General features: G+C 74.7%; 22 protein-coding genes. 4 read left to right on the plus strand and 18 right to left on the minus strand.

Translation table 11 applies throughout. From position 1 onward, the window contains the following. Nucleotides 1-108 precede the first annotated feature (108 nt). On the plus strand, nt 109-1,932 hold the full coding sequence (locus AC5WAM_RS08875) for an AMP-dependent synthetase/ligase (protein ID WP_366792298.1): 1,824 nt from the start codon (nt 109-111) through the stop codon (nt 1,930-1,932). Between the two features lie 60 nt (nt 1,933-1,992). Here the strand turns inward: AC5WAM_RS08875 and AC5WAM_RS08880 are convergent, their stop codons facing one another. The 8 genes from AC5WAM_RS08880 to pqqA form a co-directional block, all read right to left on the minus strand. Then, nucleotides 1,993-3,093 (minus strand): PQQ-dependent sugar dehydrogenase, encoded by a 1,101-nt coding sequence (locus AC5WAM_RS08880; protein ID WP_495522223.1) that lies wholly within the window; start codon nt 3,091-3,093, stop codon nt 1,993-1,995. A 46-nt stretch (nt 3,094-3,139) separates the two neighbouring features. Continuing rightward, complete coding sequence (locus AC5WAM_RS08885; RefSeq protein ID WP_495522224.1) at nt 3,140-3,967, minus strand: polysaccharide lyase family protein; 828 nt, start codon at nt 3,965-3,967, stop codon at nt 3,140-3,142. Nucleotides 3,968-3,974: 7 nt separating this feature from the next. Beyond that, nucleotides 3,975-5,141: a glycoside hydrolase family 88/105 protein gene (locus tag AC5WAM_RS08890; RefSeq protein ID WP_495522225.1), complete on the minus strand. Its 1,167-nt coding sequence runs from the start codon at nt 5,139-5,141 to the stop codon at nt 3,975-3,977. Then, nucleotides 5,138-6,202: a pyrroloquinoline quinone biosynthesis protein PqqE gene (gene pqqE / locus AC5WAM_RS08895; RefSeq protein WP_495523534.1), complete on the minus strand. Its 1,065-nt coding sequence runs from the start codon at nt 6,200-6,202 to the stop codon at nt 5,138-5,140. Before pqqE ends, AC5WAM_RS08890 begins: the two co-directional genes overlap by 4 nt. A gap of 131 nt (nt 6,203-6,333) precedes the next feature. Beyond that, entirely contained in the window at nt 6,334-6,555 is a 222-nt protein-coding gene (gene pqqD, locus AC5WAM_RS08900; RefSeq protein WP_172382832.1) for a pyrroloquinoline quinone biosynthesis peptide chaperone PqqD, read from the minus strand. A gap of 57 nt (nt 6,556-6,612) precedes the next feature. Beyond that, on the minus strand, nt 6,613-7,344 hold the full coding sequence (gene pqqC / locus AC5WAM_RS08905; protein WP_495523535.1) for a pyrroloquinoline-quinone synthase PqqC: 732 nt from the start codon (nt 7,342-7,344) through the stop codon (nt 6,613-6,615). 83 nt (nt 7,345-7,427) lie between these two features. Further along, nucleotides 7,428-8,342 carry a pyrroloquinoline quinone biosynthesis protein PqqB gene (pqqB, locus tag AC5WAM_RS08910; protein WP_495522226.1) on the minus strand — a complete coding sequence of 305 codons (915 nt, stop codon included), beginning with the start codon at nt 8,340-8,342 and terminating at the stop codon, nt 7,428-7,430. Between the two features lie 9 nt (nt 8,343-8,351). Next, on the minus strand, nt 8,352-8,483 hold the full coding sequence (gene pqqA, locus AC5WAM_RS08915) for a pyrroloquinoline quinone precursor peptide PqqA (RefSeq protein WP_138962631.1): 132 nt from the start codon (nt 8,481-8,483) through the stop codon (nt 8,352-8,354). 348 nt (nt 8,484-8,831) lie between these two features. Here pqqA and AC5WAM_RS08920 point away from each other — a divergent pair, with 348 nt between their 5' ends. Then, nucleotides 8,832-9,623 carry an aldo/keto reductase gene (locus AC5WAM_RS08920; RefSeq protein ID WP_366792323.1) on the plus strand — a complete coding sequence of 264 codons (792 nt, stop codon included), beginning with the start codon at nt 8,832-8,834 and terminating at the stop codon, nt 9,621-9,623. Between the two features lie 15 nt (nt 9,624-9,638). Here the strand turns inward: AC5WAM_RS08920 and AC5WAM_RS08925 are convergent, their stop codons facing one another. Genes AC5WAM_RS08925 through AC5WAM_RS08940 form a run of 4 tightly spaced genes read right to left on the minus strand, consistent with a single transcriptional unit; the run spans nt 9,639 to nt 17,166 of the window. Next, nucleotides 9,639-14,048, minus strand: coding sequence for an SAV_2336 N-terminal domain-related protein (locus tag AC5WAM_RS08925; RefSeq protein WP_495522227.1), 4,410 nt, complete (start codon nt 14,046-14,048; stop codon nt 9,639-9,641). Next, a complete protein-coding gene (locus tag AC5WAM_RS08930) occupies nt 14,038-15,084 on the minus strand; it encodes an AAA family ATPase (RefSeq protein WP_495522228.1) in 1,047 nt (348 codons plus the stop codon). The genes AC5WAM_RS08925 and AC5WAM_RS08930 overlap by 11 nt, the downstream gene beginning before the upstream one ends. Before the next feature lies 1 nt (nt 15,085). Beyond that, nucleotides 15,086-16,801, minus strand: a complete 1,716-nt coding sequence (locus AC5WAM_RS08935) for a VMAP-C domain-containing protein (RefSeq protein ID WP_495522229.1) — start codon at nt 16,799-16,801, stop codon at nt 15,086-15,088. Nucleotides 16,802-16,809: 8 nt separating this feature from the next. Beyond that, a complete protein-coding gene (locus AC5WAM_RS08940) occupies nt 16,810-17,166 on the minus strand; it encodes a CU044_2847 family protein (RefSeq protein WP_138962627.1) in 357 nt (118 codons plus the stop codon). A 120-nt stretch (nt 17,167-17,286) separates the two neighbouring features. Between AC5WAM_RS08940 and AC5WAM_RS08945 the strand changes: the two genes are divergently transcribed. Beyond that, a complete protein-coding gene (locus tag AC5WAM_RS08945; protein WP_495522230.1) occupies nt 17,287-17,997 on the plus strand; it encodes a bleomycin resistance protein in 711 nt (236 codons plus the stop codon). Between the two features lie 64 nt (nt 17,998-18,061). On the opposite strand, the gene AC5WAM_RS08950 is transcribed toward AC5WAM_RS08945, so the two are convergent. From AC5WAM_RS08950 to AC5WAM_RS08965, 4 genes are all read right to left on the minus strand, one after another. Then, nucleotides 18,062-19,009, minus strand: coding sequence for a methyltransferase (locus tag AC5WAM_RS08950; protein ID WP_495522231.1), 948 nt, complete (start codon nt 19,007-19,009; stop codon nt 18,062-18,064). A gap of 108 nt (nt 19,010-19,117) precedes the next feature. After that, nucleotides 19,118-19,864 carry a class I SAM-dependent methyltransferase gene (locus AC5WAM_RS08955; RefSeq protein ID WP_495523536.1) on the minus strand — a complete coding sequence of 249 codons (747 nt, stop codon included), beginning with the start codon at nt 19,862-19,864 and terminating at the stop codon, nt 19,118-19,120. Nucleotides 19,865-19,887: 23 nt separating this feature from the next. Beyond that, a complete protein-coding gene (locus AC5WAM_RS08960) occupies nt 19,888-20,247 on the minus strand; it encodes a 4a-hydroxytetrahydrobiopterin dehydratase (protein WP_495522232.1) in 360 nt (119 codons plus the stop codon). Nucleotides 20,248-20,315: 68 nt separating this feature from the next. Next, complete coding sequence (locus AC5WAM_RS08965) at nt 20,316-21,383, minus strand: ADP-ribosylglycohydrolase family protein (protein WP_495523537.1); 1,068 nt, start codon at nt 21,381-21,383, stop codon at nt 20,316-20,318. Between the two features lie 63 nt (nt 21,384-21,446). On the opposite strand from AC5WAM_RS08965, the gene AC5WAM_RS08970 reads away from it, so the two are divergent. After that, nucleotides 21,447-22,304 (plus strand): helix-turn-helix domain-containing protein, encoded by an 858-nt coding sequence (locus tag AC5WAM_RS08970; protein ID WP_495522233.1) that lies wholly within the window; start codon nt 21,447-21,449, stop codon nt 22,302-22,304. Nucleotides 22,305-22,314: 10 nt separating this feature from the next. Here the strand turns inward: AC5WAM_RS08970 and dnaK are convergent, their stop codons facing one another. Then, on the minus strand, nt 22,315-24,213 hold the full coding sequence (dnaK, locus tag AC5WAM_RS08975) for a molecular chaperone DnaK (RefSeq protein WP_495522234.1): 1,899 nt from the start codon (nt 24,211-24,213) through the stop codon (nt 22,315-22,317). A gap of 178 nt (nt 24,214-24,391) precedes the next feature. Beyond that, nucleotides 24,392-24,817, minus strand: coding sequence for an OsmC family peroxiredoxin (locus AC5WAM_RS08980; protein WP_138962621.1), 426 nt, complete (start codon nt 24,815-24,817; stop codon nt 24,392-24,394). Nucleotides 24,818-25,047 lie beyond the last annotated feature (230 nt).

Raw genomic sequence — 25,047 nt, forward strand, 5'->3', positions numbered from 1 at the left:
CTGACCTGTGACGATCGTGCCCATGGGCCCGTTCCCCACCCCCCTCCCGGAAGGGACGGGGGTGGGGTACCGTCACCGGCGCTGTGCGGAGCGCCACAAGGAGCACCATTGCGCGAGTTCACGAACCCTCCCCTGGCGTCGGCTCCCAAGGTGGGCGGCCTTGCCGACGCCGTCTTCGACCATGCCCTGGAGGATCCGGTCCGCGTCGTGCTCGGGCGCAAGGGCCCCGACGGCGTCTGGCGGGACGTGACCTCGGCACGGTTCCGCGACGAGGTCCTCGCGCTCGCCAAGGGCCTGCTCGCCCGGGGCGTGCGCTTCGGGGACCGGGTCGCCATCATGTGCCGCACCCGCTACGAGTGGACCCTTTTCGACTTCGCCCTGTGGACGGTCGGCGCCCAGGTCGTGCCCGTCTACCCGACGTCGTCGGCCGAGCAGGTCTTCTGGATGCTGCACGACGCGCAGGTCACCGCGGCCATGGTCGAGCACGAGGACCACGCCATGACGATCGGCTCGGTCGTGGACCGCCTTCCGCTGCTCCGCTGTCTGTGGCAGCTCGACGAGGACGCGGTGCGCGAGCTCGGCGAGGCGGGCCGCGACCTGGACGACGAGGTGGTGCACCGCCACCGCCGCGCGGTCACGCCCGACTCCGTCGCCACCGTGATCTACACCTCCGGCACCACGGGCCGACCCAAGGGCTGTGTGCTCACCCACGCGAACTTCATGTTCGAGGTGGACACGGTCATCCGGCGCTGGGAGCCGGTGTTCCACTCCAAGCGCGGTGACGAGCCGTCCACGCTGCTGTTCCTGCCGCTCGCGCACGTCTTCGGGCGCATGGTGCAGGTGGCGGCGGTGCGCGGCCGGGTCAAGCTCGGGCACCAGCCGAGCCTGACCGCGGCGGCGCTGCTCCCGGACCTGGCCGCGTTCCGGCCCACCTTCTTCCTCGCCGTGCCGTACGTCTTCGAGAAGGTCTTCAACGCGGCCCGGCGCAAGGCCGAACGGGAGGGCAGGGCGGGCCCGTTCGACAAGGCCGTCGAGGTGGCCGTGAAGTACGCCGACGCGATGGAGGCCAAGGCCTTCGGCACCGGGCCCGGACCCTCGGCGGGCCTGCGGATGCAGCACCAGCTCTTCGACAAACTGGTGTACGCCAAGGTGCGCGAGGCGATGGGCGGCCGGGTGCGGCACGCGATGTCCGGCGGCTCGGGCATGGACCGGCGCCTCGGCCTGTTCTTCGCGGGCGCGGGCGTCACCGTCTTCGAGGGCTACGGCCTCACCGAGTCCTCGGCCGCCGCAACCGCCAACCCGCCCGAGCGCACCCGCTACGGCACGGTCGGCCAGGCCCTCCCGGGCACGACCGTGCACATCGCGGACGACGGCGAGGTGTGGCTGCGCGGCCCCCACCTCTTCCAGGGCTACCTCAACGACCCCAAGGCCACCGACGCGGCCCTGCACGACGGCTGGCTCGCCACCGGAGACCTGGGCGCCCTCGACGAGGACGGCTACCTCACGATCACCGGCCGCAAGAAGGAGATCCTGGTGACCTCCGGCGGCAAGAGCGTGTCCCCCGCCCAGCTGGAGGAGCGGGTGCGCGACCATCCGCTGGTCGCGCAGTGCATCGTCGTCGGCAACGACCGCCCGTACGTCGCGGCGCTCGTCACCCTGGACGCGGAGGCCGTCGACCACTGGCTCGCGCTGCGCGACAAGCCCCCGCTCGCCCTGGCCGACCTGGTGCGCGAACCGGACCTGGAGACCGAGGTGCGGCGCGCGGTGGTCGCCGCCAACACCCTGGTCTCGCAGGCCGAGTCGATCCGGACCTTCCGGATCCTGGCGCACCAGTTCACCGAGGAGCACGGCCTGCTCACGCCCTCCCTCAAGCTGAAGCGCAAGGCCATCGAGCAGGCGTACGCGAACGAGGTCGCGGCGCTGTACCCCTGAGGGACCGGTGTGCCCCTGAGGGACCGGTGTGCCCCTGACGGCCCGGCCGGTGCTCGCGGGCTAGCCGATCGAGACGCGCAGGATCTCGTCCGCGCCGTCCGGCTCGCCGCCGTTGTTGTCGGCGTTGGTCGTGGACACCCACAGCGCCTTCGCGCCGGGCACCGCCGTCACCGCCCGCAGGCGGCCGTACCGGCCGACGTAGAACGCCTTGGCGGAGCCGACGTTCTCGTTGTCGGCGTTGATGGGGATGCGCCACAGGCGCTCGCCCTTGAGGGCCGCCATGTAGACCGCGCCGTCCACGACGGCGACGCCGCTCGGCGAGGCCTCGGCGACGCCCCAGGTCTGCTTGGGGTTGGTCATCCCGGACACGTTGCAGGTGCCCTCGCAGGTGGGCCAGCCGTAGTTCTTGCCGGGCTTGATGAGGTTCAGCTCGTCCCTGGTGGCGTCGCCGAGCTCGGCCTCCCACAGGCGGCCCTGCGGGTCGAAGGCGATGCCCTGCGGATTGCGGTGGCCCAGGCTGTAGACGAGCGTGCCGAAGGGGTTGCCGGGGGCGGGCTCGCCGTCCCGGGTCAGGCGCAGGATCTTGCCGTTGAGGGAGCTCTTGTCCTGGGCGAGCTTGCGGTCCTGGGCGTCGCCCGTGGTCGCGTACAGGAAGCCGTCGGGGCCGAAGGCGAGGCGGCCGCCGTTGTGGTACTTGGCCTTCTTGATGCCCTTGACCAGGACCGTGTAGCCGCCGAGCGAGGAGCCGTCGTAGGTCATGCGGGCGACGCGGTTGCCCTCGGCCGCGGTGTGCATGACGTACACGTAGTGGTTGGACGCCCACTGCGGGTCGACGGCGACGCCCATGAGGCCGCCCTCGCCGCCGGTGGTCTGCGCCTCCGGCACCGTGCCGAGCTGCTTCTTCGTGGCGCCGTCGGCCGACACCGACCAGACGCGGAAGTCGTCCCGCTCGGTGACGAGCGCGGACTTGCCGTCGGGGAGCCAGGAGGTGCCCCACGGTATGGTCCAGCCGCTGGAGACGGTCCTGACGCCGGTGGGCTCACCGGCCGGGGCGGGCGGCGCGGCCACCGCCGAGGGGACGTGGGTCACGAGTCCCGCGGTGAGGACGGCGGTGGCCGCCAGGGCCACGCTCCGGGCGGTCGGCCTGCTGGTGCCGTGCATGGGTGCCTCCTGTGGGCCGGGGGGTGGGAGATGCCGGTGCGACGCGTCAGACGAGCTGGTAGGCGCGCGGGTCGGACAGGAGCAGATAGGTGTCCCGGATCGCGCCGGAGGTGTCGCCGAGGGAGCGGTAGATGCCCCACTTGGGCCGCACCCGGTCGGCGAGGAAGGTGTCCACGCCGGATGCCTCCCGGTCGACGACCGTCGTACCGCCGCTCGTGAGGATCCAGCGCACGGAGCCCGCCGCACCGTCGCCGATCGTGATCCGGAAGTCGACGTCGGTCCACCGGTCGTGCAGCGGCTCCAGATCCGTGCGGCCGACGAGGACGTCCTGCCCGAAGACCTTCAGCTCGATGGTCTGCTCGCCGCCCGAGCGGCGCAGCGACTGCACGACGAGCGGCGCGCTGCCCGTGCCGGGCTGTTTCATCTGCATGATGTGCGTGAACGTCGTGGTCGCCCGCAGCGAACTCGGCAGGAACATGCGGTAGGTGACCCGCCAGGTCTCGCCCCGCCGCCACTTCAGACAAGTGTCGCCGGTGCGGCAGCCGGTGACCTCCTGGCGCTGGCGGTCGGCGCTGGTGTCGCGGTCGACGGTGTGGATGGCGAAGCGGATGGTGTCGCCCTCGGCGGAGATGTGCGGCGCGGCCTCGGGGTGCGAGCCGGCGCGGTCGTCCTCCAGGGTCTCGAAGGCGCGGGTCCCGACCTCGCGGACGGACGGCGCCCAGCGCAGCTGCCATGCGGCCGCGGGGCCCGCCGCATCGGAGGTCGCCGCCCCGGCAGGTCGTGCTCCGGCGGGCGGTGCTCCGGCGGCCGTGGCGGCGGCGCCCGCTCCGGCGCCGAGTGCCGCGCCCAGCACGGCCCTTCGTGAGGGGGTCATGCCCGGCTCACCTCTGCTTCCGCAGTTGCTCGTTCATCAGCAGGAAGGCGCCGAGCCCGTGGAAGTCGTCGGTCCGGCGGGGCCGGGCGACGTAGAAGGCGTAGTCGCCGACGTTCGTGCCGATGGAGATGTCGGTCAGATGGGTCAGTCCGTCGGTGCCGCGCGAGATCTTCTCCAGGACGCCCCGGTAGCCGCGCCGGGCGACCTCGCGGTACGACGCGGAGACGTAGCCCTTCTCCGCGGCCCGCGAGAGGGCGTAGGTGAACATGCTGGAGCAGGACGTCTCGGTCCAGTTCCCCTCCCGGCCGCCCTTGTCGGCGACCTGGAACCAGCGGCCGGTGGCCGGGTCCTGGGTGCGCGCGATGCCCGCGGCGAGCTTCCGCACGGTGCGCAGGAGCTCCTCGCGGCCCGGCCCGTCCTGGGGCGTGGCGTCGAGGACGTTGACGGCGGCCATCGCGTACCAGCCGATGGCCCGGCACCACTGCTCGGGGGCGCGCCCCGTCTCCTTGTCGGCCCAGGCGGCGGTGCGCGACTCGTCGAAGGCGTGCTGGAACAGGCCGTTGTCCGCCTGGAGGTGGCGGGCGTAGGTGTTCAGCTGCTCGACGGCCTCGCGGTCGGTGTACGCCTCGTCGTCGAACTCCGCGCCGTACTCGACGAGGAACGGCGTCACCATGTAGACGCCGTCCGACCAGAGCTGGTGCGCGCGGCTCGCGGTGTCGGCGTGCCAGAAGCCGCCGTCGGACGTGCGCGGGTAGGACGTCAGGCGCTCCCGGATCCTGCGCGCGGCGATCCGGTAGCGGTCCTCGCCCGTCTCGTGGTGCAGGATCACCAGGAGCCGCCCCGCCTGCATGCTGTCGAGGCTGGTGAACTTCTGCGCGGTGTTCCCGTCCTGGTCGACGAACCGGTCGACGTACGCCTTCACGTACGCCAGGTAGCGCGCGTCGCCGGTGCGCAGGTACGTGCGGTACTGGCCGTAGAGGTAGAGCCCGACGGGGTACGACCAGCCGCCGATGGACGTCGGCGTGTGGCGGGCCATGGTGGACTCCACGAGGGCCACGGACCAGTCGTCGGCGGTGGGTGTCCGGGGAGCGGCGGCCGGGGTCGCGGGGGCGGTCCCCACGAGGCCCGCCAGGGCGAGGGCGCACGCCGCCACGGACAGGGCGGGACGTTTCATGATCCTCCTTCGCGGTAGGCGTAGCCGCCGTCGGCCCGCGCGGGCCTGCGCGCGGCGTCGACGAGGGCCCGGACGATCCCGTGGTCGGGCGCGTGCCGGCAGGCGGGGTCCGTGCGGGCGGCGTCGCCCGTCAGGGCGTACGCCTGGCAGCGGCAGCCGCCGAAGTCGACGGTCCGCAGCTCGCAGGAGCGGCAGGGCTCGGGCATCCAGGCCTCGCCCCGGTAGCGCGTGAAGGCGGGCGAGGACCGCCAGATCCAGTCGAGCCGCCGCTCCCGCACGCTGGGGGCGGCCGCGCCGAGCAGCTCGGCGGCGGCCGGGCAGGGCAGGACCGTGCCGTCGGGCGCGACCGTCAGGGACACCGCGCCCCAGCCGCCCATGCAGGGCTTGGCGGTGGCGTCGACGTAGTCGGGGGCCACCCACACCAGTTCCATGCGCCCGGCGAGGTCGGCCCGCCACCGCTCGACGGTGCGGCGGGCGCGGGCCACCTGCTCGGGGTGCGGCAGGAGCGCGTCGCGGTTGCGCAGGGCCCAGCCGTAGAACTGGGTGTTGGCGAGCTCGACGCGCTCCGCGCCCCAGGCCAGGCCGAGTTCGACGAGGGCGTCGAGCGCGTCCAGGTTGGCGCGGTGCAGGACCACGTTCAGGCCGAGCGGCAGTCCGGCGTCGCGGACGACGCGGGCCGCCCGCTCCTTGGCGGCGGACGCCCGCGCCCCGGCGATGCGCTGGGCGGCGCGCGGGTCGGTGTGCTGCACGGACAGCTGCACGCTGCGCAGGCCCGCGGCCACGAGGGCGGCGAGCCGGGCCTCGTGCAGACCGACGCCGCTCGTGACGAGCTGGGTGTGGATCCCCGCGCCGTCGGCGGCGGCCACGATGCCCGGCAGATCGCGGCGCAACAGCGGCTCGCCGCCGGACAGATGGGTCTGGACGACGCCCAGGTCACCGGCCTGACGGAAGACGTCGGCCCACTCGGCACCGGACAGCTCGGCTGACCGACCAACCAGTTTGGCCGGGTTGGAGCAGTAGGAGCAGCGCAGCGGACAGCCGTGCGTGAGCTCGGCGAGCAGGGCCCAAGGGGGATCCGGGGGCGGGGGCGGTGGGGAGTCCGGGCGCGGCCCGGGAGCGGGGGGCGGTTCGGGGGCGGAGGGCGGCCCGGGGGCGGGCTGCGGCGCGGCGGCGGGCTGCGGCGCGGCGGCCGTCACCGCAGCCACCCCTCGTCCCGCAACTGTTCGAGGAAGACCGGCACTTCGGCGGCGACCGGCGCCGCCGGGTGGCGCCGCGCCAGCTCCGCGACGATCGCCTCCACGTCGCGCTCCCCGTCGCACAGCGCCACGATGCTCCCGGCGGCGCCGCGCAGGACCACCACCCGCTCGGGCAGGACGAGCAGGTCGACGCCGCGCACCCGGTCGTGGCGGAGCATCACCGAGCGGGCGAGCACGGGCCGCCAGTCGAGTCGTACGAGATCGGTCACGGCGGCTCACTCCTTCGCGTGGGCCCCGGCGGGGCCGCGGTCGACGGCGTCGAGCAGCGACCACAGCACGTCGCACTTGAAGGCGAGCGCGGCCACGGCCCGCTCCTGCTGTTCCCGGGTGCGTGCCCACGCGCGGACCAGGCCGAGCGCCTCCTGCCCGTCGCGGCCGCCCTGTTCCACCCGGCCGCGGAAGTAGGCGAGGCCGTCGGCGTCGATCCACGGGTAGTGCTTCTCGAACGCGGCGATCCGGGTGCGCATCAGGTCCGGCGCGGACAGCTCGGTGAGCGAGGCGGCCACGGCGTCGAGCGCGGGCCGCAGGCGGCAGAAGTTGACGTATCCCTCGACGGCGAGCCGCACCCCCGGAAGGACCCGCGACGCGTCCTGAAGCTCGTCGCGCCCGAGACCCGCCGCCTCGCCGAGCCGCAGCCAGCGCTCGATGCCGCCGTCGCCGGGGCGCTCGCCGTCGTGGTCCCGGATCCGGCGCAGCCAGCCGCGGCGCACGGACGGGTCGTCGAACTTGGCCAGGATCAGGGCGTCCTTGACGGGGATGTGGCGCTGGTAGTGGAACCGGTTGGCGATCCAGCGGCGCAGCTCGCCGGGGCTGAGGTCGCCGTCGTGCATCCGGACGTTGAAGGGGTGGTGGTCGTGGTAGCGCTCGGCGGAGACCGCCCGCAGCCGCTCGGTGAGCTCGTCGGGCGTCCACGGCTCGTGCTCACCGGGCCGCGTGGCGTCGGGCAGCGCGCCGTCCGGTCGCGTGCCGTCGGGCACCGCGCCGTCCGGCCTCGGTCCGTCCGGCCTCGTGCCGTCCTGGGTGGCCGTCCTCACAGTTCGATCACCATCCGCTCCGCCGCGACGTCGAGTCCCCGCTCCGCGAGCTGCTTGTGCTGCTCGGCGCCGGGGTCCCCGAGGGGGTTCGTATTGTTCAGATGCGTGTACAGACAGCGGCCCGGCAGGCGTGCGAGCCGGTGCGCGGTGCCACCCGGACCGGTGATCGGCAGATGGCCCATCCCGGTGGCGGTGGTGCGGGAGAACCCGGCCCGCAGCGGCTCCTCGTCGTCCCAGAAGGTGCCGTCGACGAGGACGAGGTCGGCCGCGCGGGCGGCCTCCTCGAAGGCGTCGGTCCAGGCGGCGAGGGCCGGTGCGTACAGGGCGGTGGCGCCCGTCGCGGTGTCCCGCAGGAGCAGGGCGACCGACCAGGCGTCCCCCTCGGCCCCGGGCCCGGTGGCGTCGGCCGCGTAGCGCGGGCGCTTGGCCGAAACGGGCACCGCGCTCACGGCGACCTCGGCCCCCTCCTCCAGGGGCACGGCAGCGGCGGTCAGCTCGCGCCAGCGGACGGTGGTGTAGGGGCCGAGCACGGCGTCGAGGCCGAGCCGCTCGCGGACGGCGTGGCGCACCGGCGCGGTGGCGCACACGGCCACGCCGTCGCGGGCCTCCCGCAGCCGGGCGATGCCGAGGGTGTGGTCGAGCTCCGCATCGGTGAGCAGGACTCCGGCGAGCGGGGAGCGGCGGACGTCGGCCGCGGGGTCGGGCAGCAGCTCGGGGCACCCTTCGATCTGCTCGCCGATGTCGGGGGTGGCGTTGACGAGGTACCAGCGGCCCGGGCCCGCGCGGACGGCGAGCGACGCGTGGCGGCGGCGGCGCTCGGGGTGGGCGCGGGCCCCGGCACAGCCGGGGCACGCGCAGTTCCACTGGGGCAGCCCGCCGCCCGCCGCGGTGCCGAGCACCTGGAGCAGCACGGTCCGTGCTTACCGGTCGGCGAGGCGGTACGCGGTGACCTCGAGCGAGGTCTCGACGACCGTGTACTCGGGGGTCTGCCAGGCCGTGCGGTCGGCCGGGCCCGGGGGAAGCTCCGATGTCTGCGTGTCGTGGCTGTTCATGGGCGCGTCCTGCCTTTCCTGAAGAAGTGGGGGGTTCAGGAGCCACTGGGATACACCACCACCGGTGTGCGTAGGGTGTTCACATGGATGGCCTGCGTTCAGTGACGTGCAACAGAGTCGCGGCATGACGGGACGCGGTCAATGGTTCGGACCGATGAGGTCGGAGCTATATCCGGCCATTCTCCGAGGGCCGCCACGCCCCGTGCCCGCCGCGGCGCATCCCGGGTCCCCCGCCAGGAATGCGGCACGGCCTCTGATCGTTGACCATGGACGTACCACCCGACGACGCATAAGGATCGAGAGCCCGTGAGCAAGGTCCCCCCGATCATCCTGAACAACGGCATCGAGATGCCCCAGCTGGGCTTCGGCGTCTGGCAGGTGCCGGACGACGAGGCGGAGCGGGCGGTCGCGACGGCCCTGGAGTCCGGGTACCGCAGCATCGACACGGCGGCCGTCTACGAGAACGAGACGGGCACCGGCAAGGCCGTCGCGGCCTCCGGCATCGCCCGCGAGGAGCTCTTCGTCACGACGAAGCTCTGGAACAGCGCGCAGGGCTACGACGCGACGCTCCGCGCGTTCGACGCGTCCCTGGAGAAGCTCGGCCTCGACTACGTGGATCTGTATCTGATCCACTGGCCGATGCCGGACAAGGACACATACATCGACACGTACAAGGCCTTCGAGAAGATCCACGCGGACGGCCGCGCCAAGTCGATCGGCGTCTCCAACTTCCTGCCGGAGCACCTGGAGCGCCTCATCGACGCCACGTCGGTGATCCCGGCCGTGAACCAGATCGAGCTGCACCCGCACCTCCAGCAGCGCGCCGCCCGCGAGTACCACGCGGAGCAGGGCATCGCCACCGAGGCCTGGTCGCCGCTCGGCCAGGGCAAGGGCCTCCTGGAGGTCCCGGCGATCGTCGCGATCGCCCAGAAGCACGGCCGCACCCCGGCCCAGGTCGTCCTGCGCTGGCACCTCCAGCTGGGCAACGTGGTCATTCCCAAGTCGGTGACCCCGTCCCGCATCGCCGAGAACATCGCGGTGTTCGACTTCGAGCTCGACCCGGAGGACATGGCGGCGATCAGCGCCCTGAACGAGGACCGGCGGCTCGGCCCCGACCCGGCGGACTTCCACGTCGTGTGACGCGCGCGAGCCCCGTCACGGCCCGTCCGCGCCCCCTCTTCCCCGGGGGCGCAGACGGGCCAGTTCGTCCTTGAGGGCCAGGACGTCGCGGTGGTCCGCGCCGAGCGCGGGCGCGAGGGCGGCCACCGCGTGCTCCAGGACCTCGACGGCCCCGAGGCGGTCGCCCCCGGAGAGCTGCGCGTGGACGAGGTTCCTGGTCATCGCCACGGTGCGGGGGTCCGCGTCGCCGAACAGCTCGACGCACCCTTGGAGCGCGGTCCGATACGTCACGACGGCCCGCGCGGGGTCCCCCGCCTCCAGGTGCGCGTATCCCAGATAGCTGTACGTCTTGAGCACGTCGGCGTGCCCGTCACCGAGCACCCGGCGGCGCAGGGCAAGGACCTGGTCGAGCAGGGCGACGGCCCTGTCGTGGCGTCCGGCGCCGAGCAGCGCGATCGCCGTGCGGTCGAGCGCGGCCAGGCTCTCCTCGTGCTCCTCCCCCAGGCTCTCCCGCCGTACGAGCAGCGCTCGTTCGTACAGGGGCAGCGCCCGGGCCACGTCGCCCACCCCCGCGAAGAATTCGGCGAGGCGGTCGTAGGACTCCCACGTTTCCGGGGAGTCCTCGCCGAGCACCTCGCGCTGGAGGTGCAGCGTGCGCTCGTACAGCGGAATGGCCAGGCTCCACGCGCCGTTCTCCCCGTACGCGCGGGCCAGGCGCGCGGACGCGCGCAGGGTGGCGGGGTGCCGCGGGCCCAGCGCCTCGTCCACCGCGGACCGCCACTCCTTCGCGACCTCGACCGCGCTCTCCGGGTTCCCCACCCGCACCTCGACGTCGACCAGGTGGCTCCACAGGCGCTGGGTCTCGGGGTGCGTCTCACCGCGCGCCGTCCGGCTGCGCCGCAGGGCCTCGCCGTACGCGTTGACGGCGTCGGGGAGCGTCTCGTCGTCGCCCTCCAGGGCGTGGGCCACATCGCTGAGGGCGCTGATCACCCGGGGGTGGTCCGCGCCGAAGACGCGGGTGAGGTCGACGAGGACCCGCGTGCCCTCGCGTGACGCCCGCCCCCGCTCCCCCGCCGCGTACAGAGCGGCCGCGAGGCGGCCCCGGACGGCGAGGGTGTCCGGGTGGTCCTCTCCCAGCTCCCGGCGCGCGGCGGCCAGGGTCGCCTCGTACAGCTCCACCGCCGTGTGCGACCTCCCCAGGGCCAGGGCCAGGTCCGCGATGGCCGCGCAGGGCGGGACCAGCTGGGGGGACGCCTGCCTATCGAGGGCCCGGAACGCGGACTCGCGCAACTTCGCGAACTGCTCGCTCGCCGCATTGACGTCTCCCAACTGGTGCTTCAGCGAGGCGAGTTCGACCCGCAGCAGGAGGACGTCGAGGAGGGCTTGGGGGTCGTTCGGGACGGGCAGCCAGCGCGCGGTCTCACACCGCCGCACCGCTTCCGGCAGGCGGCCCGCCCGCCGCAGCGCGTTCACCAGCAGCCGGGTCGTCCGCAGGCTCTCCGGGGAACCGAGCCCGGGACCGCGCTCCCTGCCCGCTTCCGCGCGCTCCAGCAGGGCGACGGCACGCTCCGTCCGGCCCTGCCCGATGACGAACTCCGCCGCCGCCTCCAGGACGTGGACGAAGTCCGCGTCGTCGTCCTCGGGCGCGACCGACTCGGCCAGGTGGTCGATGTGCGGCAGCAGGGCCTGCCAGCGCGGCCAGGTCGCGGGATCCTCGGCGTCTCCCGGCAGCGCGCCGTCGAGGCAGGCCGTGGCCTCGCGTCGCGCGGCCTGCCTGGCCGCCGGGTCACGCCACGGGTCGTCCCCGCCCGGCTCGTTGAGGAACTCGTGCACCAAGGGGTGTATCCGCACTGTGGCGCTGTCGCCGCTGATGAGGCCGAGCTCCTCCAGTGCCTCAAGAGCGCCGACGCCGTCGATGGCGGACAGCAGAGCCAGCGGGACCGGCTCCGGGGCCAGCCAGGCAAGGACGTTCATGATGCGGTACGCCGACGGGTCGTCCACGCGGCGCAGGGACATGCGGACGGCTTCGCGGACGCCGTACCGGTCCCCGCCCCGCCGGGCCCGGTCGCGTTCGAGGCGCATCAGGTACTGGGCGGGGGACATCCTCTCCCGCACCATGCGCCCGGCCGCCACCGACAGGGCGAGCGGCAGACGTCCGAGCGCTTCGGCGAGGCTGTGCGCGTCGCCCTCCAGGATGTCCGCGTCCAGGCGGGCGCGGAGCAGGTGGACGGCCTCGGCGGGCTCCATCGCGCCCAGTTCCAGGACCGGCCCCACGCCTTCCCAGCCATCGGCCCGCCTGCTGGTGACCAGGACCCGGCCGCCCGTGCCCAGGCGCTCCAGGAGCGCGCAGACGTCGGCCGGGTTCTCCGCGTCGTCGAGGACCAGCAGCCAGTCGCCGTGTGCGGCCAGCCAGCCGACGGCCCACTCGCTCGCCGCCTGCCGCGTCACGTCCGAGGACGCGGGCCGCAGGGCGTGGGCCAGCTCCGCGAGTCCCTCGGCCGGGGAGGACGCGCGCAGCCACCACACCGGGTTCAGCGACGCGCGGACGGCGTCGCTCGCTCCCCACCGCGCTGCCAGCGCCGACTTGCCCGCTCCTCCGGTTCCGCGTACGACGACCGCGCGCGGGCCGTCCGTCCGCGTGCGGGGAGCCAACAGGTCCTCGTCCAGGCGCTGGAGGGCCACGGCCCGGCCCACGAACGGCTTCGCGGGACGAAGATTCGTCAGGCCCGGCGGAGCCGACACCTCGCCGGACGCGAGGAACCGCTCGGCCACTTCCTCGTCGAAGATCTCCAGCGACGTGGTGCGCACGCTCATGACCGGGGCCCCTGCCGCCGGCCGCTGGGCCACCCGGATCGCCGCCCCCCGCAGCACCTCCAGCGCCTCCTCGCTGACCAGCGCGAACGGCTGCCCCGCCGCGCCCAGTTGACGGGTGCCCCCGCCGTCCGCCACGGGGACCGCCGCGCGGAAGGAGCGGGCGGCCGAGCCCGCGCGGGACTCGATCTCCTCGCCGAGGCGGGTGAGGAGGTCGGTGACGGCCAGGGACTCGGGGCGCGGCAGGGTCTCGATGAGGGCGGCGCGGGCGCCGGGGGCGAAGTCGTAGCGGCCGCGCTCCAGGTCGACGGGTTCCAGGAGGCCGCTGAGCAGGACCTCGGCGAGGTCGCTCGGCCGGGAGCCGGGGGTGACGCGCTGCTGGATGAGGCGCATCACGGGGAGCGCGGGCACCGAGAGGGCCACGTGCGCGGCGAGGTCGGCGGCCGTGCGGGACGCGGCGAGCTGGAAGCGCAGGACGCGCTCGGCGATCGGCAGATCGCCCTCGTCCGCGAGGGGCTCGGCGCGGGCGGGCGGGGCGGCGCCGACGTAGGTGACGGCGGTGTCGCGGGGGCGGTCGCCCGCCGCCGCGACCAGGGCGGCCCAGTCGGCGAGCCACTCCGGCGCGAGTTCGAGCACGGGCACGGGCAGGGCCCCGGCGGGGCGGTGGGCGCGGCCGTGGTGCGGGGTGAAGCGGAGCGCGGTGTTCGGGGCGTGGGCCCGCGCGGCGGTCGCCCTGCCGGGCGCGGTGGGCGCGGCGGTGCGCCGCCAGAGGCGTTCGGGCAGCGGCTGGAGGACGGCGGTGGGCCCGCGCCGCGCCCAGGTGTGCAGGGCCCGTCCGGCGCGCCCGGCCCACCAGTGCGGGCCGGAGCAGTCGCTGAGGACCAGGGTGAGCTGACGGCCCGTGGGGTCGGCCGCGGCGGCGGGGGGCACGGCCGGGCGGCCGGGCGCGGGCCGCAGTCCGACGCGGGTGCCGAGGTCGGCGACGTACCAGAGGCGGACGTCGCGGAAGGCGCCCGTGCGCTGGAGCGCGGCCCGCAGCTCCCCGGCGAGCGGCCGCCACACGGCCATCGCGGAGCCGGTGTCGACGACGAGGGCCAGGCGCAGCGGACGGCAGGCGGCGGGCACCAGGACGGGTGCCCAGGGGCCGCGTTCGGCGTACCCGGCGGTGGTGGCGCGCTCGGCGGCGCGCTCGGCGGTGGCGTCCTCGTCCAGGACGCGGCGGCGGGGGTCGGGCCCGCGCCGCTTGAGGGGGCGCAGGGCGCGCTGGATGGCGAGTTCGTGGCGCAGCGCCTGCGGGGCGGGCACGAGCACGTCGTCGGCGTCGGTGCCGGGCCGGGCTGCGCCGCGGGGCAGGTGCAGGGGCCGCCCGCCGGGCTCCGCGGCCGCCGCCGGGTCGCCCGCGGCCTGCTCCTCGGGGGGCTCCGGCCCCGGGAGCGGCGTCCGCGCCCGCTCCCCCGCGAGCGCGTCCGGCGGCAGGCGGGGCCCGCCCTGCGGCGGCCGGGGGCCGTCCGTGCTCCCGGGGCCCTCGGGTGCCTCGGGCAGCGTGCGGGCGAGCCACAGCATCTCCGCGAGTTCCAGGGGCGTGACCGGCGGGCCGAGGGCCTCCAGCGTGGCGCGCAGCCGGTCAAGCGTCATCGGGGTCCGTCGCCTCGCTGCTCAGGTACGGGGCGACCTGCTCGGCCAGCTCGGCCACGTTCCCGGGCGGTTCGCTGAGGGCCGCGTGGTGGCACATGTAGACGGCGTTCAGGAGCTGGTCGTTGGCGAGCAGGCCGCCGCCCCGCCGGTCGAAGAAGCGCCGGATGACGTCGTGGGCGCCCTCGGGCAGGGCGCCCGAGGCGTCGCCGACGACACCGCCGAGGTGTTCGCCGACGATCGCGGTCAGCTCCTCGACCGTGGCGGGCTGCTTCAGGTCGACGGTCACGCAGCGGCGCAGGAACGCGGGCGGGAACTCGCGCTCGCCGTTGCTGGTCATGACCACGAAGGGGAAGGCCCGGCAGGTGACGGTGCCGTCGCGGATCTCCACCCGCTCCGTGGTGCTGTCGGCCGTCATCACCTCGGCGGTGGGCTCGGCGCGCCGGGCCAGCTCGACGAGTTCGTACGACCCCTTCTCGAAGATGGTGAGGAGGTCGTTCGGCAGGTCGATGTCGCTCTTGTCGATCTCGTCGATGAGCAGCACGCGGGGGCGGGCGTAGGGCAGCAGGGCGGTGCCGAGCGGGCCGAGGCGCAGGTAGTCGCCGATGTCGTCGGCCCGCTCGGGGCCCGCCGCCCCGTCGCGGGCGCGCCCGGCGGCGTACAGGCGCGTCAGCGGGTCGTACGCGTACAGCCCGTCGCGCAGGGTGACGCGGCTGGTGATGGGCCAGTGCAGGACCTTGCCGAGGCCGAGTTCGTGGGCGACGGCGTAGGCGAGGGACGACTTGCCGGTGCCGGGGGCGCCGGTGACCAGGAGCGGCCTGCGCAGATAGAGGGCGGCGTTGACCTGGCGGACGGCGTCGGCGCCGGGGCGATAGCTGACGGCCGCGTGCCGGTTGCCGGTGTCGCCGGGCGGGGTGGGCAGCGGCGGGCCGCCGGTGAAGCGCCGCCAGGGCGGCGGCTCGGGCAGCTGGTCGACGCGGTCGTGCGGGGTGCGGCTGCCGGTGTAGACGTGCCAGGCGCGCGACGGGTGTGCGGTCATCTCAGCTCCTCTCCTTGTTCCCCATGGCCAGCGGCGGGTCGGGCCTGCGCGCGGGGTCGTCCCAGAACAGCGCGAGGCGGTGTCCGCAGTGGCCGTCGCCGCCCCGCTCCGGGGAGCGGGCCTCCTTGCGCAACTTCATGACCTCGTACGGGAGCCGGTCGGGGTCGAGCCCGGACACCGCCCGGGTGAGCCGGTCGAGGAAGGCGGCGGACGCGCAGTCCGCGTGGCCCCCGCCGCCGCAGTCGCGCCGCCGCCACAGCATGATGGGCATGCCGATGTCGAGCGCCGCCGACAGCCAGGCGTCGGCGGGGGTCGCCGCGTACGCGAGGGCGCACAGCTGCTCCTGGCCGTCGAGCCAGTCGTAGAACTCCTGGTAGTCCCACGTCAGGGAGCAGGCGACGGGCTTGGGCCGGGTCTCGCCGCGGGCCCGCACGGTCTCCCAGCGCTCGCGGGTGAAGCGGCAGACCATGAGGGGTTTGAGGCGCTCCGTGTGGCGGACCACGACGGGCACGGCCCGCAGCGGCCGGGGCCGGGCCGCGCCGGGCTCGTGCAGCAGCCACTCCTCGAAGGGCTCGTCCATGAGCCCCTGCGGCACGACGAACTCCGCGATCCAGTCGAAGTCGGCGACGGCGCCGACCTGCGCGGCGAGCAGCGCCTCGACCTTCGTCCGCAGCTGCTGGGGGCGGACGCGCACGGGTCCCGCGCGCCCGACCGGGACCCCGTCGACGAGGGCGCACACGGACAGGTCCAGGCTCTTGGCCTTCGTCATCGGCTCCACCCGGACCATGAGGGACCCGGTGCGCACGGCCGCCGCGGCCGGGCCGGGGCCGGCGTCGTCCGGCTGCCAGCGCCGCATCCAGGCGGCGAGGCGGGCGGCGGCGCCGCCGGGCGCGTGGTCCCGCAGCTCGCGCAGCAGCCGTTCGACGCGGCCCTCGCCGGTCAGCTCCTCGGCGACGTACCGCACGGCGTGCCAGGCAGACCGGAAGGCGGGAAGCTCCCGCAGGAACGTCGGGAAGGCCTGGCGCACCGCCAACGCCACGGCGGCGGGGCCCAGTTCGCCGCCGCCGAGGGCGGCCCGCAGTTCGCGGCGCGGCGCGGGCTCCATCCAGCCGAGGGGCAGCAGGTCGTCCAGGCCCTCCCAGTGGCGGCGCACGGTGTCGAGGGGCAGCATGCGGCCCTGGGTGCCGCCGCGCTCGCCCTCCAGTTCCGCGTCGGTGACGATGCCGACGACCTCGCCGCTCACCGGGTCGTACACCCCGGCGCCGCTGAACCCCTCGTCGAGGCGGCGCAGATGGGCCTTGTCGACGTCCAGCTCCAGCCACTCGCCGTGCAGTTGCCGGTCGGCGCTGGTGGTCACCGTGACGTACGTGCCGTCGCGCTCGTGGCCCTCGGGGAAGCCGAGGGCGCGCAGCACGTGGGCGGGGCGGCCGCGGTCCGGGCGCAGCGCGCCGAGGGGGGCGAGGGCGCAGGGCGCCGCGCGGACCGGGCGGTCGAGCGCGAGCACCGCGATGTCGCCGGGGTCGCCGAGGGCGCGCCAGCCGCCCGTCCACACGACGCGCGCCGGTTCCTCGCCACCGTCCCCGGGCAGCGCCACGCGGACCTCGGCGTGGCCGTCGACGACGTGGGCGCAGGTGATCACCCGCTCGCCGTCGACCAGCACGCCCGCCCCCAACGGCGGGCCGCCGCCGACCGCGTGGATGCGGGCACGCCAGTGCACGTCCGCCATTATTCGCCCCGCGCCGCGCCTTCCGCGCCCCCTGGGGCGCCCCCTTTGGACCACGTCAGCTTGACCGTCAGATGCCCCTCGGCCGCGGTCTTCGCGATGACGGCACCCGCGGCGACGCTCAGCTTCACGCCGAACTCCAGCTCGATCCCGTCCGGGTCGAGCGCCTGCTCCCGGAACGTGCGGAGCGCCGAGAGCGCGGCGCCGCGCACATTGCCGAGGGCCGACTCGAAGCGGCCCTCGACCTCCCGGACCCCGTCGTCGTCCCGGCGCGAGACGGACCGGTAGCCCACGTCCCGCGAGTCCATCTCCACGACGACGGGCCCGTCGTCGGACTCCCAGCGCATCAGCTCCCTCATGCGGCAGAACGTAGACGCAACCGGCCCGCCGGAGCAGTGGAGTGGCGAAATCTACGTCCACCACGGCGTACGAATACGCATCCCCTCCCCCAGGTATTCAAGTTTGACTAGACTGACGGAATGGCTGAGAAAACCATCCCTCTGCTCCCCTGCCGGTCCGTCCAGCCGGTCGTCGACTTCTACACCGCCCTCGGCTTCGAGACGACCTACCTCCAGAAGAGCCCGTACGCGTACGCCGTCGTCGAACGCGGCCCCGTGGAGCTCCAGTTCTTCGGCATGAAGCAGTACGACCCCGCCGCGTCGTACTCGGGGTGCTACGTCCTCACCGACGACGTGGACGCGCTGTACGCGGCGTTCCGGGCCGGGCTCAAGGCCGCGTACGGGAAGGTGCCGCGGCGGGGGCTGCCCAGGATCGGGCCGCTGAAGGACATGTCGTACGGCGTGCGGCAGTTCGTGATGACCGACCCCGCGGGCAACAGCATCCGCGTCGGGCAGCAGCTCGACGAGGACCAGAGCCACCGCCCCGCGCCGAAGGAGACCTTCGCGCGGGCCCTGCACATAGCCGACCTCTTCGTCGACTCCAAGGAGGACCTGGAGGGCGCCGCCAAGGTCATCGACCGGGCCCTCGCCCTGGAGGACGAGCGGCCCACGCCCGCGCAGCACCTGCGGCTGCTCGTGCTGCGCGGGGACATCGCCCAGCGGCGGGGCGACGACGAGCTGGCGGAGCGCCTCCTGGAGCGGGCCGCCGGGATCGGGCTCGGCGGACTCGGCGAGGACGAGCGGGAGGCCGTGCGGGACGCGCTGGCGCGGCTCGACGAGCTGCGGTCGTAGGGCGGGCGCGGGGAGGGCGGCGGGGCCCGGGGCGGCCGGGGCCCGAGGCGGCCGGGGCCCGGGGTCAGCCCTCCTTCACCGCCACGTGCACCGTGTGCGCCACGAGCAGGAACACGTCCCGGCGGCGGTGCAGGCTCAGCTCGTCCTCGGGGTCGAGCAGGCGGTTCAGGACCGTCACGTCGTCGGCCGCGAGCGCCTCGGGCCCCTCGGCGGCCGCGAGGCCGCGGTAGCGCTCGAAGGTGTCGATGACGTGCGCCCGCGCCCGCTCGTCCAGGGGCGCGGGCAGGTCGAGCAGGAACGTGCGGGTCGCCGTGTGGCGCAGGCCCGCCGCCGTGAGCAGCGCGGCCCAGTCCTCCGTGGCCCCGGTGGCGCCGGGCAGGGACGCGCGCATGCGGGCGAACCACTCCTCGTTGGCCGCGTCGAGACGGGCCTGGAGGCCGGGGCGGCCCACGCCGATGTCGCGCGGCAGGCTGCGCGGCGGCAGACCGCCTTCGAGGACCGCGAGCGCGCCGCCCGGCGCGAGCCGCTCGCCGAGCGCGGTGAGCGCGGCGACCTGGTCGCCCACGTGGTGCACGGACCGCGCCGCCCAGATCAGGTCGGCGGGCGGCAGCTCGCCGAGGCCGTCGGGGAGTTCCGCGCGGTGCGCGCGCACCCGGTCCGCCAGGCCGAGCCGGGCTGCGCGCGCCTCGGCCCGGTCGAGCAGGGCCCGCTCCGGGTCCGCCGCGACCACCTCGGCCTCGGGGAACGCCTGGGCGAGCAGGCTGGTGACGACGCCCGGGCCGCTGCCCGCGTCGACGATCAGGGACGGCTCGGCGGCCGCCGCGCGCAGCTCCCGCAGCCACGCGGCGACCTGCCGGTACAGCGGGGCCGTGACCTCGGCGTTCTGCTCCAGGACGGGCGCCATCTCGGCCCAGTCGATGTCGTGGTCGCCGTGGCCGTGGCTGTGCCCGGAGCCGTGGCCGGAACCGTGGTCGTGGTCGTGGCCGCCGGCCTTGGTCTCGTACGCCGTCATCGTTCCGCCGCCCTCTCACCTGGTCTTCGCGAACGCTGCCAGCGTGCGTCGGCGTTCCCCCGAACGGCCACTTCTGTTGCCGTTTCGGCAAACGGCGTTCGGGGGCCGTCACCCAGGGGCGCTCTTGGTGAAGGCGCGCAGCGCGAACTCCGGGTCGGGCCGCCGCACGTCCTGGTCCGGCAGCCCGGCGAGCCGCTCCGCGTACCCCCGCGCCATCGCGCTGTCCGTCGGGATGCTGGTGAACCAGCCGCGGAACAGGTCCTCCGCGGTGCTGCGCGGGCTGCGGCCCTGGCCGTGGCCGGTGAAGCGGGCGCGGCCCGCGGGGGTCAGCCCGCACGCCGCGGCGTAGCCCTCGACCCGGTCGGCCCCGTCCACGGGCTCACGGACGGGGCGGCCCGCCAGGGCGGCGTCGATGTCGCTGCCCACGTCGTGGGAGGCGGCCTTGTCGACGGTGGTGACGTAGCGGCCGCCGGGCCTGAGGACGCGGGCGCACTCCGCCACCACGGCCGCGGCCTCCGCGGGCTCCGCGAACAGGTGCAGCAGCCACACCGTGACCACCGCGTCGAACGCGCCGTCGGGGAAGGGCAGCCGACGGCTGTCGCCCAGGACGACGGCGCCCGGGACCCGCTCGGCGGCCATGCGGGCCATGGCGTACGTCGCGTCCACTCCGGTCACGCCGAGGCCCGGCCGGTCGGCGAGCCGCCGGGTGACGAGGCCCGTGCCGCAGGCCACGTCGAGCAGGGTCCGGGTGCCCGGCGCCAGCAGCGAGAGCACCGCGGCGGCCGCGGCGGCGGCCCGGGGCTCGCCGCCGCGCGAGGCGTCGTAGCGGACGGCCTCCTTGCCGTAGTCGAGCATCACGCCCCGGGGCCCGTCGGCCGTCACGCGGCACCGTGGCCGGGCGCCAGCTCCTCGACCCTGCGGGCGAGTTCGAAGTCGCGCTCGGTGAGGGCGTCGCCCGCGCTGTGGGTGCACACCGCGAGCGCCACCGTGTCGTAGCCGAGGGTGATCTCCGCGTGGTGGTCGAGCTCCTGCTGCACCTGGGAGACGTGGACGACGAACGCGGTGGCCGCGTAGTGCGAGCCGAGGCGGTAGGAGCGGGTGAGGACGCTTCCGGAGGGGCCCGTGCCCCCGGCGTTCCCGGAGGTGCCCGGGCCCTCGGCGCTCTGGGTGACGGACCAGCCGGGCAGCTCGGCGAGCCGGTCCTCGATCTCCTTCTGCGACAGCGGTTCGAGAGGCATGGCCGCGCTCCTTCCTTGGTGTCGGGGGTGCGTTGTCAGCCTGCCACAGCACGTTGCGGGCACGGGACTCAGCGGCGCGCGCATTCCGTCGCGAGGTCGTCCGCGAGCGCCGCGATCACCGCCCGGCCCTCGACGGCCCTGAGCCAGTCGCCCGGCAGCCCGTGGTCGCCGTGCAGCGCGCCGAGCAGATTGCCGCAGACCGAGCCGGTCGAGTCGCTGTCGCCCGAGTGGTTCACGGCCAGGGTGAGGGCGTCCTCGACCCGGGGCGCGGCCAGGGCCGCGTACACCGCGACGGCGAGGGCCTCCTCGGCGATCCAGCCCGCGCCAAGGGACTCCACCCGGGCGGCGTCCGGCTCCCCCTCGGCGGCCAGGTCGACGGCGCGGGCGAGCGCGGCGGACGTCTCCTCGTGCCCGGGGTACCGGGCGAGCAGCCGCAGGGTGCGCAGGACAGCGCCCTCCAGCGAGTCCCCCGCGACCAGGTGCGCCACGATCGCGGCGAGCGCGCCCGCGGCGTAGGAGCCGGTGGGGTGGCCGTGCGTGATCAGCGCGCAGCGCGCGGCGAGCTCGAAGGCCCGCCCGGCGGGGGCGCGGGTGAGCCCGAAGGGCGCGGAACGCATGACGGTGCCGCAGCCCTTGGACTCCGGGTTGACCGGTCCGGGCGGCCCGAGCGGGGCGCGCGGGTCGGGCGCGTGCGCGTGGGCCAGGCCGCTGAGGCAGGCGTTGCCGGGCGCGCGGCGGGCGTAGAGCCAGGCCTCGGCGGCGAGGCCGCCGCGCGCGTCCGCCGCGGGGCCCGGCCTGTGCTGCGTGTCCAGCCAGCGCAGATACGCCTCCAGGACGAGCCGGGGCGCCGCGCCGCCGATGCCCTTGCGGCGCTCGCGCGCGTGGGCGGCCTCCAGGGCCTCGACGGTGAACAGCGTCATCTGGGTGTCGTCGCTGATCCGCCACACGCCGTCGGCGTCGGGGAGCGGGCCGGTCACGCCGCGCGGGCCGTGGGCGGCACGGATGGCCGCCAGCGAGTCGAACTCGACGGCGTAGCCGAGCGCGTCACCGACCGCGCCGCCCAGCAGACAGCCGCGCACCCGCGCCCGATAGCCGGCGGCGGCCTCCCACGACAGCGGGTCCCACGGGTCGTTCATGCCGGTCATGCACCACTCTTCTTCGCGTTCGCCATGCGGGGCTCCTCGATTACCGTCAGGGGTATGACAACTCTGGCTCCCGACAGGCACAACGGCAAAGGCGGTGCCCGGCGCGCGGGCACCGCCTCCGACGTGGGCACGGCCTCCGCGGTGGGCGCGCTGCTGCGCGGCTGGCGCCAGGAGCGGCGCGTCAGCCAGCTGGAGTTGGCGCTGCGCGCGGACTCCTCGGCGCGGCACATCAGCTTCGTGGAGACGGGCCGCTCCAAGCCGAGCGAGGAGTTCGTCCTGAAGCTCGCCGAGCACCTGGACGTGCCCGTGCGCGAGCGCAACGCGCTGCTGCTCGCGGCCGGTTACGCGCCCCGCTTCCGGCAGACCCCGCTCGACGACCCGTCGATGGGCGCGCTGCGCGCGGGCCTGGAGCGGCTGCTCCAGGGCTACGAGCCGTATCCGGCCCTGGTCGTCGACGCGACGTACGACGTGGTCGCCGCGAACCGCGGCATCGCCTCGCTCCTCGACGGCCTGCCGGAGCACCTGCTCGCGCCGCCCCTGAACGCGATGCGGGTCGTGCTGCACCCCGAGGGTCTCGCCCCGAGGATCCGCAACCTGCGGGAGTGGCGCGGGCATCTGCTGCACCAGATGGAGTGGCAGATCGCGCTCCAGCGGTCGGGCGCGCTGCGCGCCCTGTACGAGGAGGTGGCGGCCTACCCGGTCCTCGACCCGGGCGAGGACACGGCGGCGGACGGGCAGGTGCCGCACTTCGCGCTGCCGCTCAGGATCGAGCACGAGGGCCGGGTGCTGTCCTTCATCTCCTCGATCTCGACGTTCAACACGCCGATGGACGTGACCGTCGCCGAGCTGGCCGTCGAGACCCTGCTGCCCGCCGACCCGGCGACGGTCGAGTACCTCCAGGACCGGGGGTAGCCGGGACCGTTCAGGAGGCGCCGGGGCCGCGCTCGCCCTTCCCCCCGTTGTCGTCGCCCTTCCCGGCCTCCTCGTCGTCGACGATCTCCGCCTCGACCACGCCCTCGTCGGCGGGGCCCCGGGCGCCGGGGTCCCGCGGCGGCGCCGTGCTCCCGGTGGCGCCCGCGGCCGCGTACATGGCCTGCCCCATCTTCTGGCTGACCGTGGCGAGCCTCTCGGTGCCCGCGCGGACGGCGTGGGTGTCGCCGCCGTCGAGGGCGCTCCTCAACTCGGCGGCGGCCGCCTCCACTTCGGCCTTGGTGTCGGCGGGGATCCGCTCGCCGTTCTCGCTCAGGAACCGCTCGGTCTGGTAGACGAGCTGCTCGGCCTGGTTGCGGGTCTCGGCGGCCTCGCGGCGCTTGCGGTCCTCCTCGGCGTACTGCTCGGCCTCGCGGACCATCCGGTCGATGTCGTCCTTGGGCAGCGCCGAGCCGCCCGTGACCGTCATGCGCTGCTCGCGCCCGGTGGCCTCGTCCTTCGCCGAGACGTGCATGATCCCGTCGGCGTCGATGTCGAAGGTGACCTCGATCTTGGGAACCCCGCGCGGCGCGGGCGGCAGCCCGGTCAGGTCGAAGACGCCGAGCTTCTTGTTGTACGCGGCGATCTCGCGCTCGCCCTGGAAGACCTGGATGCCGACCGAGGGCTGGTTGTCCTCGGCGGTGGAGAAGGTCTCCGAACGGCGCGTGGGGATGGTCGTGTTGCGCTCGATGAGCTTGGTCATGATGCCGCCCTTGGTCTCGATGCCGAGGGACAGCGGCGTCACGTCGAGCAGCAGGACGTCCTTGACGTCGCCGCGGATCACGCCCGCCTGGAGCGCCGCGCCGAGGGCGACGACCTCGTCGGGGTTGACGCCCTTGTGCGGGTCCTTGCCGGTCAGCTCCCTGACCAGGTCCGTGACCGCGGGCATGCGGGTGGAGCCGCCCACCAGGATGACGTGGTCGATCGCGGAGAGCGGGACGCCCGCGTCCTTGACCGCCTGCTGGAAGGGGCCCTTGCAGCGGTCGAGCAGGTCCCCGGTGAGCTCCTGGAGCTGGGCCCGGGTGAGCTTCTCGGCGAGGTGCAGCGGCCCGTCCGCGGAGGCCGTGATGTAGGGCAGGTTGATGTCGGTCTCGCTGGACGAGGAGAGCTCGATCTTCGCCTTCTCGGCGCCCTCGCGCAGGCGTTGCAGCGCCATCTTGTCCTGGGCCAGGTCGATGCCGTACGCGTTCTTGAACTGCCGGACGAGGTGCTCGACGATGCGCTGGTCCCAGTCGTCGCCGCCGAGCCGCGTGTCGCCGTTGGTGGCCTTGACCTCGATGACGCCCTCGCCCATCTCCAGGAGCGACACGTCGAAGGTGCCGCCGCCGAGGTCGAAGACCAGGACGGTCCGGTCGTCGCCCTTGTCGAGGCCGTAGGCGAGCGCGGCGGCCGTCGGCTCGTTGACGATCCGCAGGACGTTGAGGCCCGCGATCCCGCCCGCCTCCTTGGTGGCCTGGCGCTGGGCGTCGTCGAAGTACGCGGGCACGGTCACCACGGCGTCGGTGACGTCCTCGCCGAGGTAGGACTCGGCGTCCCGCTTGAGCTTCTGCAGGACGCGCGCGGACAGCTCCTGCGCGGTGTACCGGCGGCCGTCCACCGTGCCGCTCTGCGGGAAGCTCCAGGCTGGGTCGCCCATGTGGCGCTTGACGGAGCGGGCGGTGCGCTCCACGTTCGTCACCGCCTGGCGCTTGGCGACCTCCCCGACGAGCACGTCGCCGCTCTTGGCGAAGGCGATGACCGAGGGGGTGGTGCGGGCTCCCTCCGCGTTCGCGATGACGGTGGGCTCGCCGCCCTCCAGGACGGCGACCACGGAGTTGGTCGTGCCGAGATCGATGCCGACCGCACGTGCCATGTCCAACAACCCCTTCCGACGCGGTGCCACTCCGCCCTCCAGCACAAAACTTGAGCGGGCTCTTGTCAATGCCGCGTACGGGGCCGGGCCCGTGCGGGCCCGGCGGGGGCCGCGGACACGACGAAGCCGCCGCCCCGGCGCGCGGGGTCGGCGGCTTGGCCGCGGTGCGGGCTGCGGGTCAGGCCAGCTTCGCCGACAGCGTGATGGTCGTGCCCGTGAGCGCCTGGCTGACCGGGCAGTTGGCCTTGGCGTTCTCGGCGGCGGCGGTGAAGGCCGCCTCGTCGAGACCCGGCACCTCGCCCTCGACGGTGAGGTGGATGCCGGTGATGCCGGTGCCCGGCTGGAAGGTCACGTCGGCGGACGTGACGAGCTTGGTGGGCGGGGTGCCCGCACCGGTCAGGCCGTGGGACAGGGCCATCGAGAAGCAGCTGGAGTGCGCGGCGGCGATGAGCTCCTCGGGGCTCGTCTTGCCGTTCGCCTCCTCGGCGCGGGACGGCCAGGACACGGCCTGCTGCCCGATGCCCGAGGAGTCGAAGGTCACCGTGCCGGAGCCCTCGGTCAGGCTGCCTTCCCAGACCGTGTGTGCGGAGCGCGTGGTAGCCACGATGCCAAATCCCTTCGGTGAAGTTCCGTGACCCCCATCCGATCACACTCCGGGGGAAATCGCGGCGTACGGGGTCAGTACGGAGCCGTAAGAAGGATCACCCGGGAGGGGGTCCCGGCGGGCGCCCGGAGGGCGCGCACCACCGTCGCACAATGAACCTGGCGCCTCAACTGATCGTCTACGTAACAAAGTTGAACTCGATTGGGGAAATGTGCGCCATCACCGAAATG

It is taken from the genome of Streptomyces sp. JLYT201 (genome assembly GCF_059448825.1).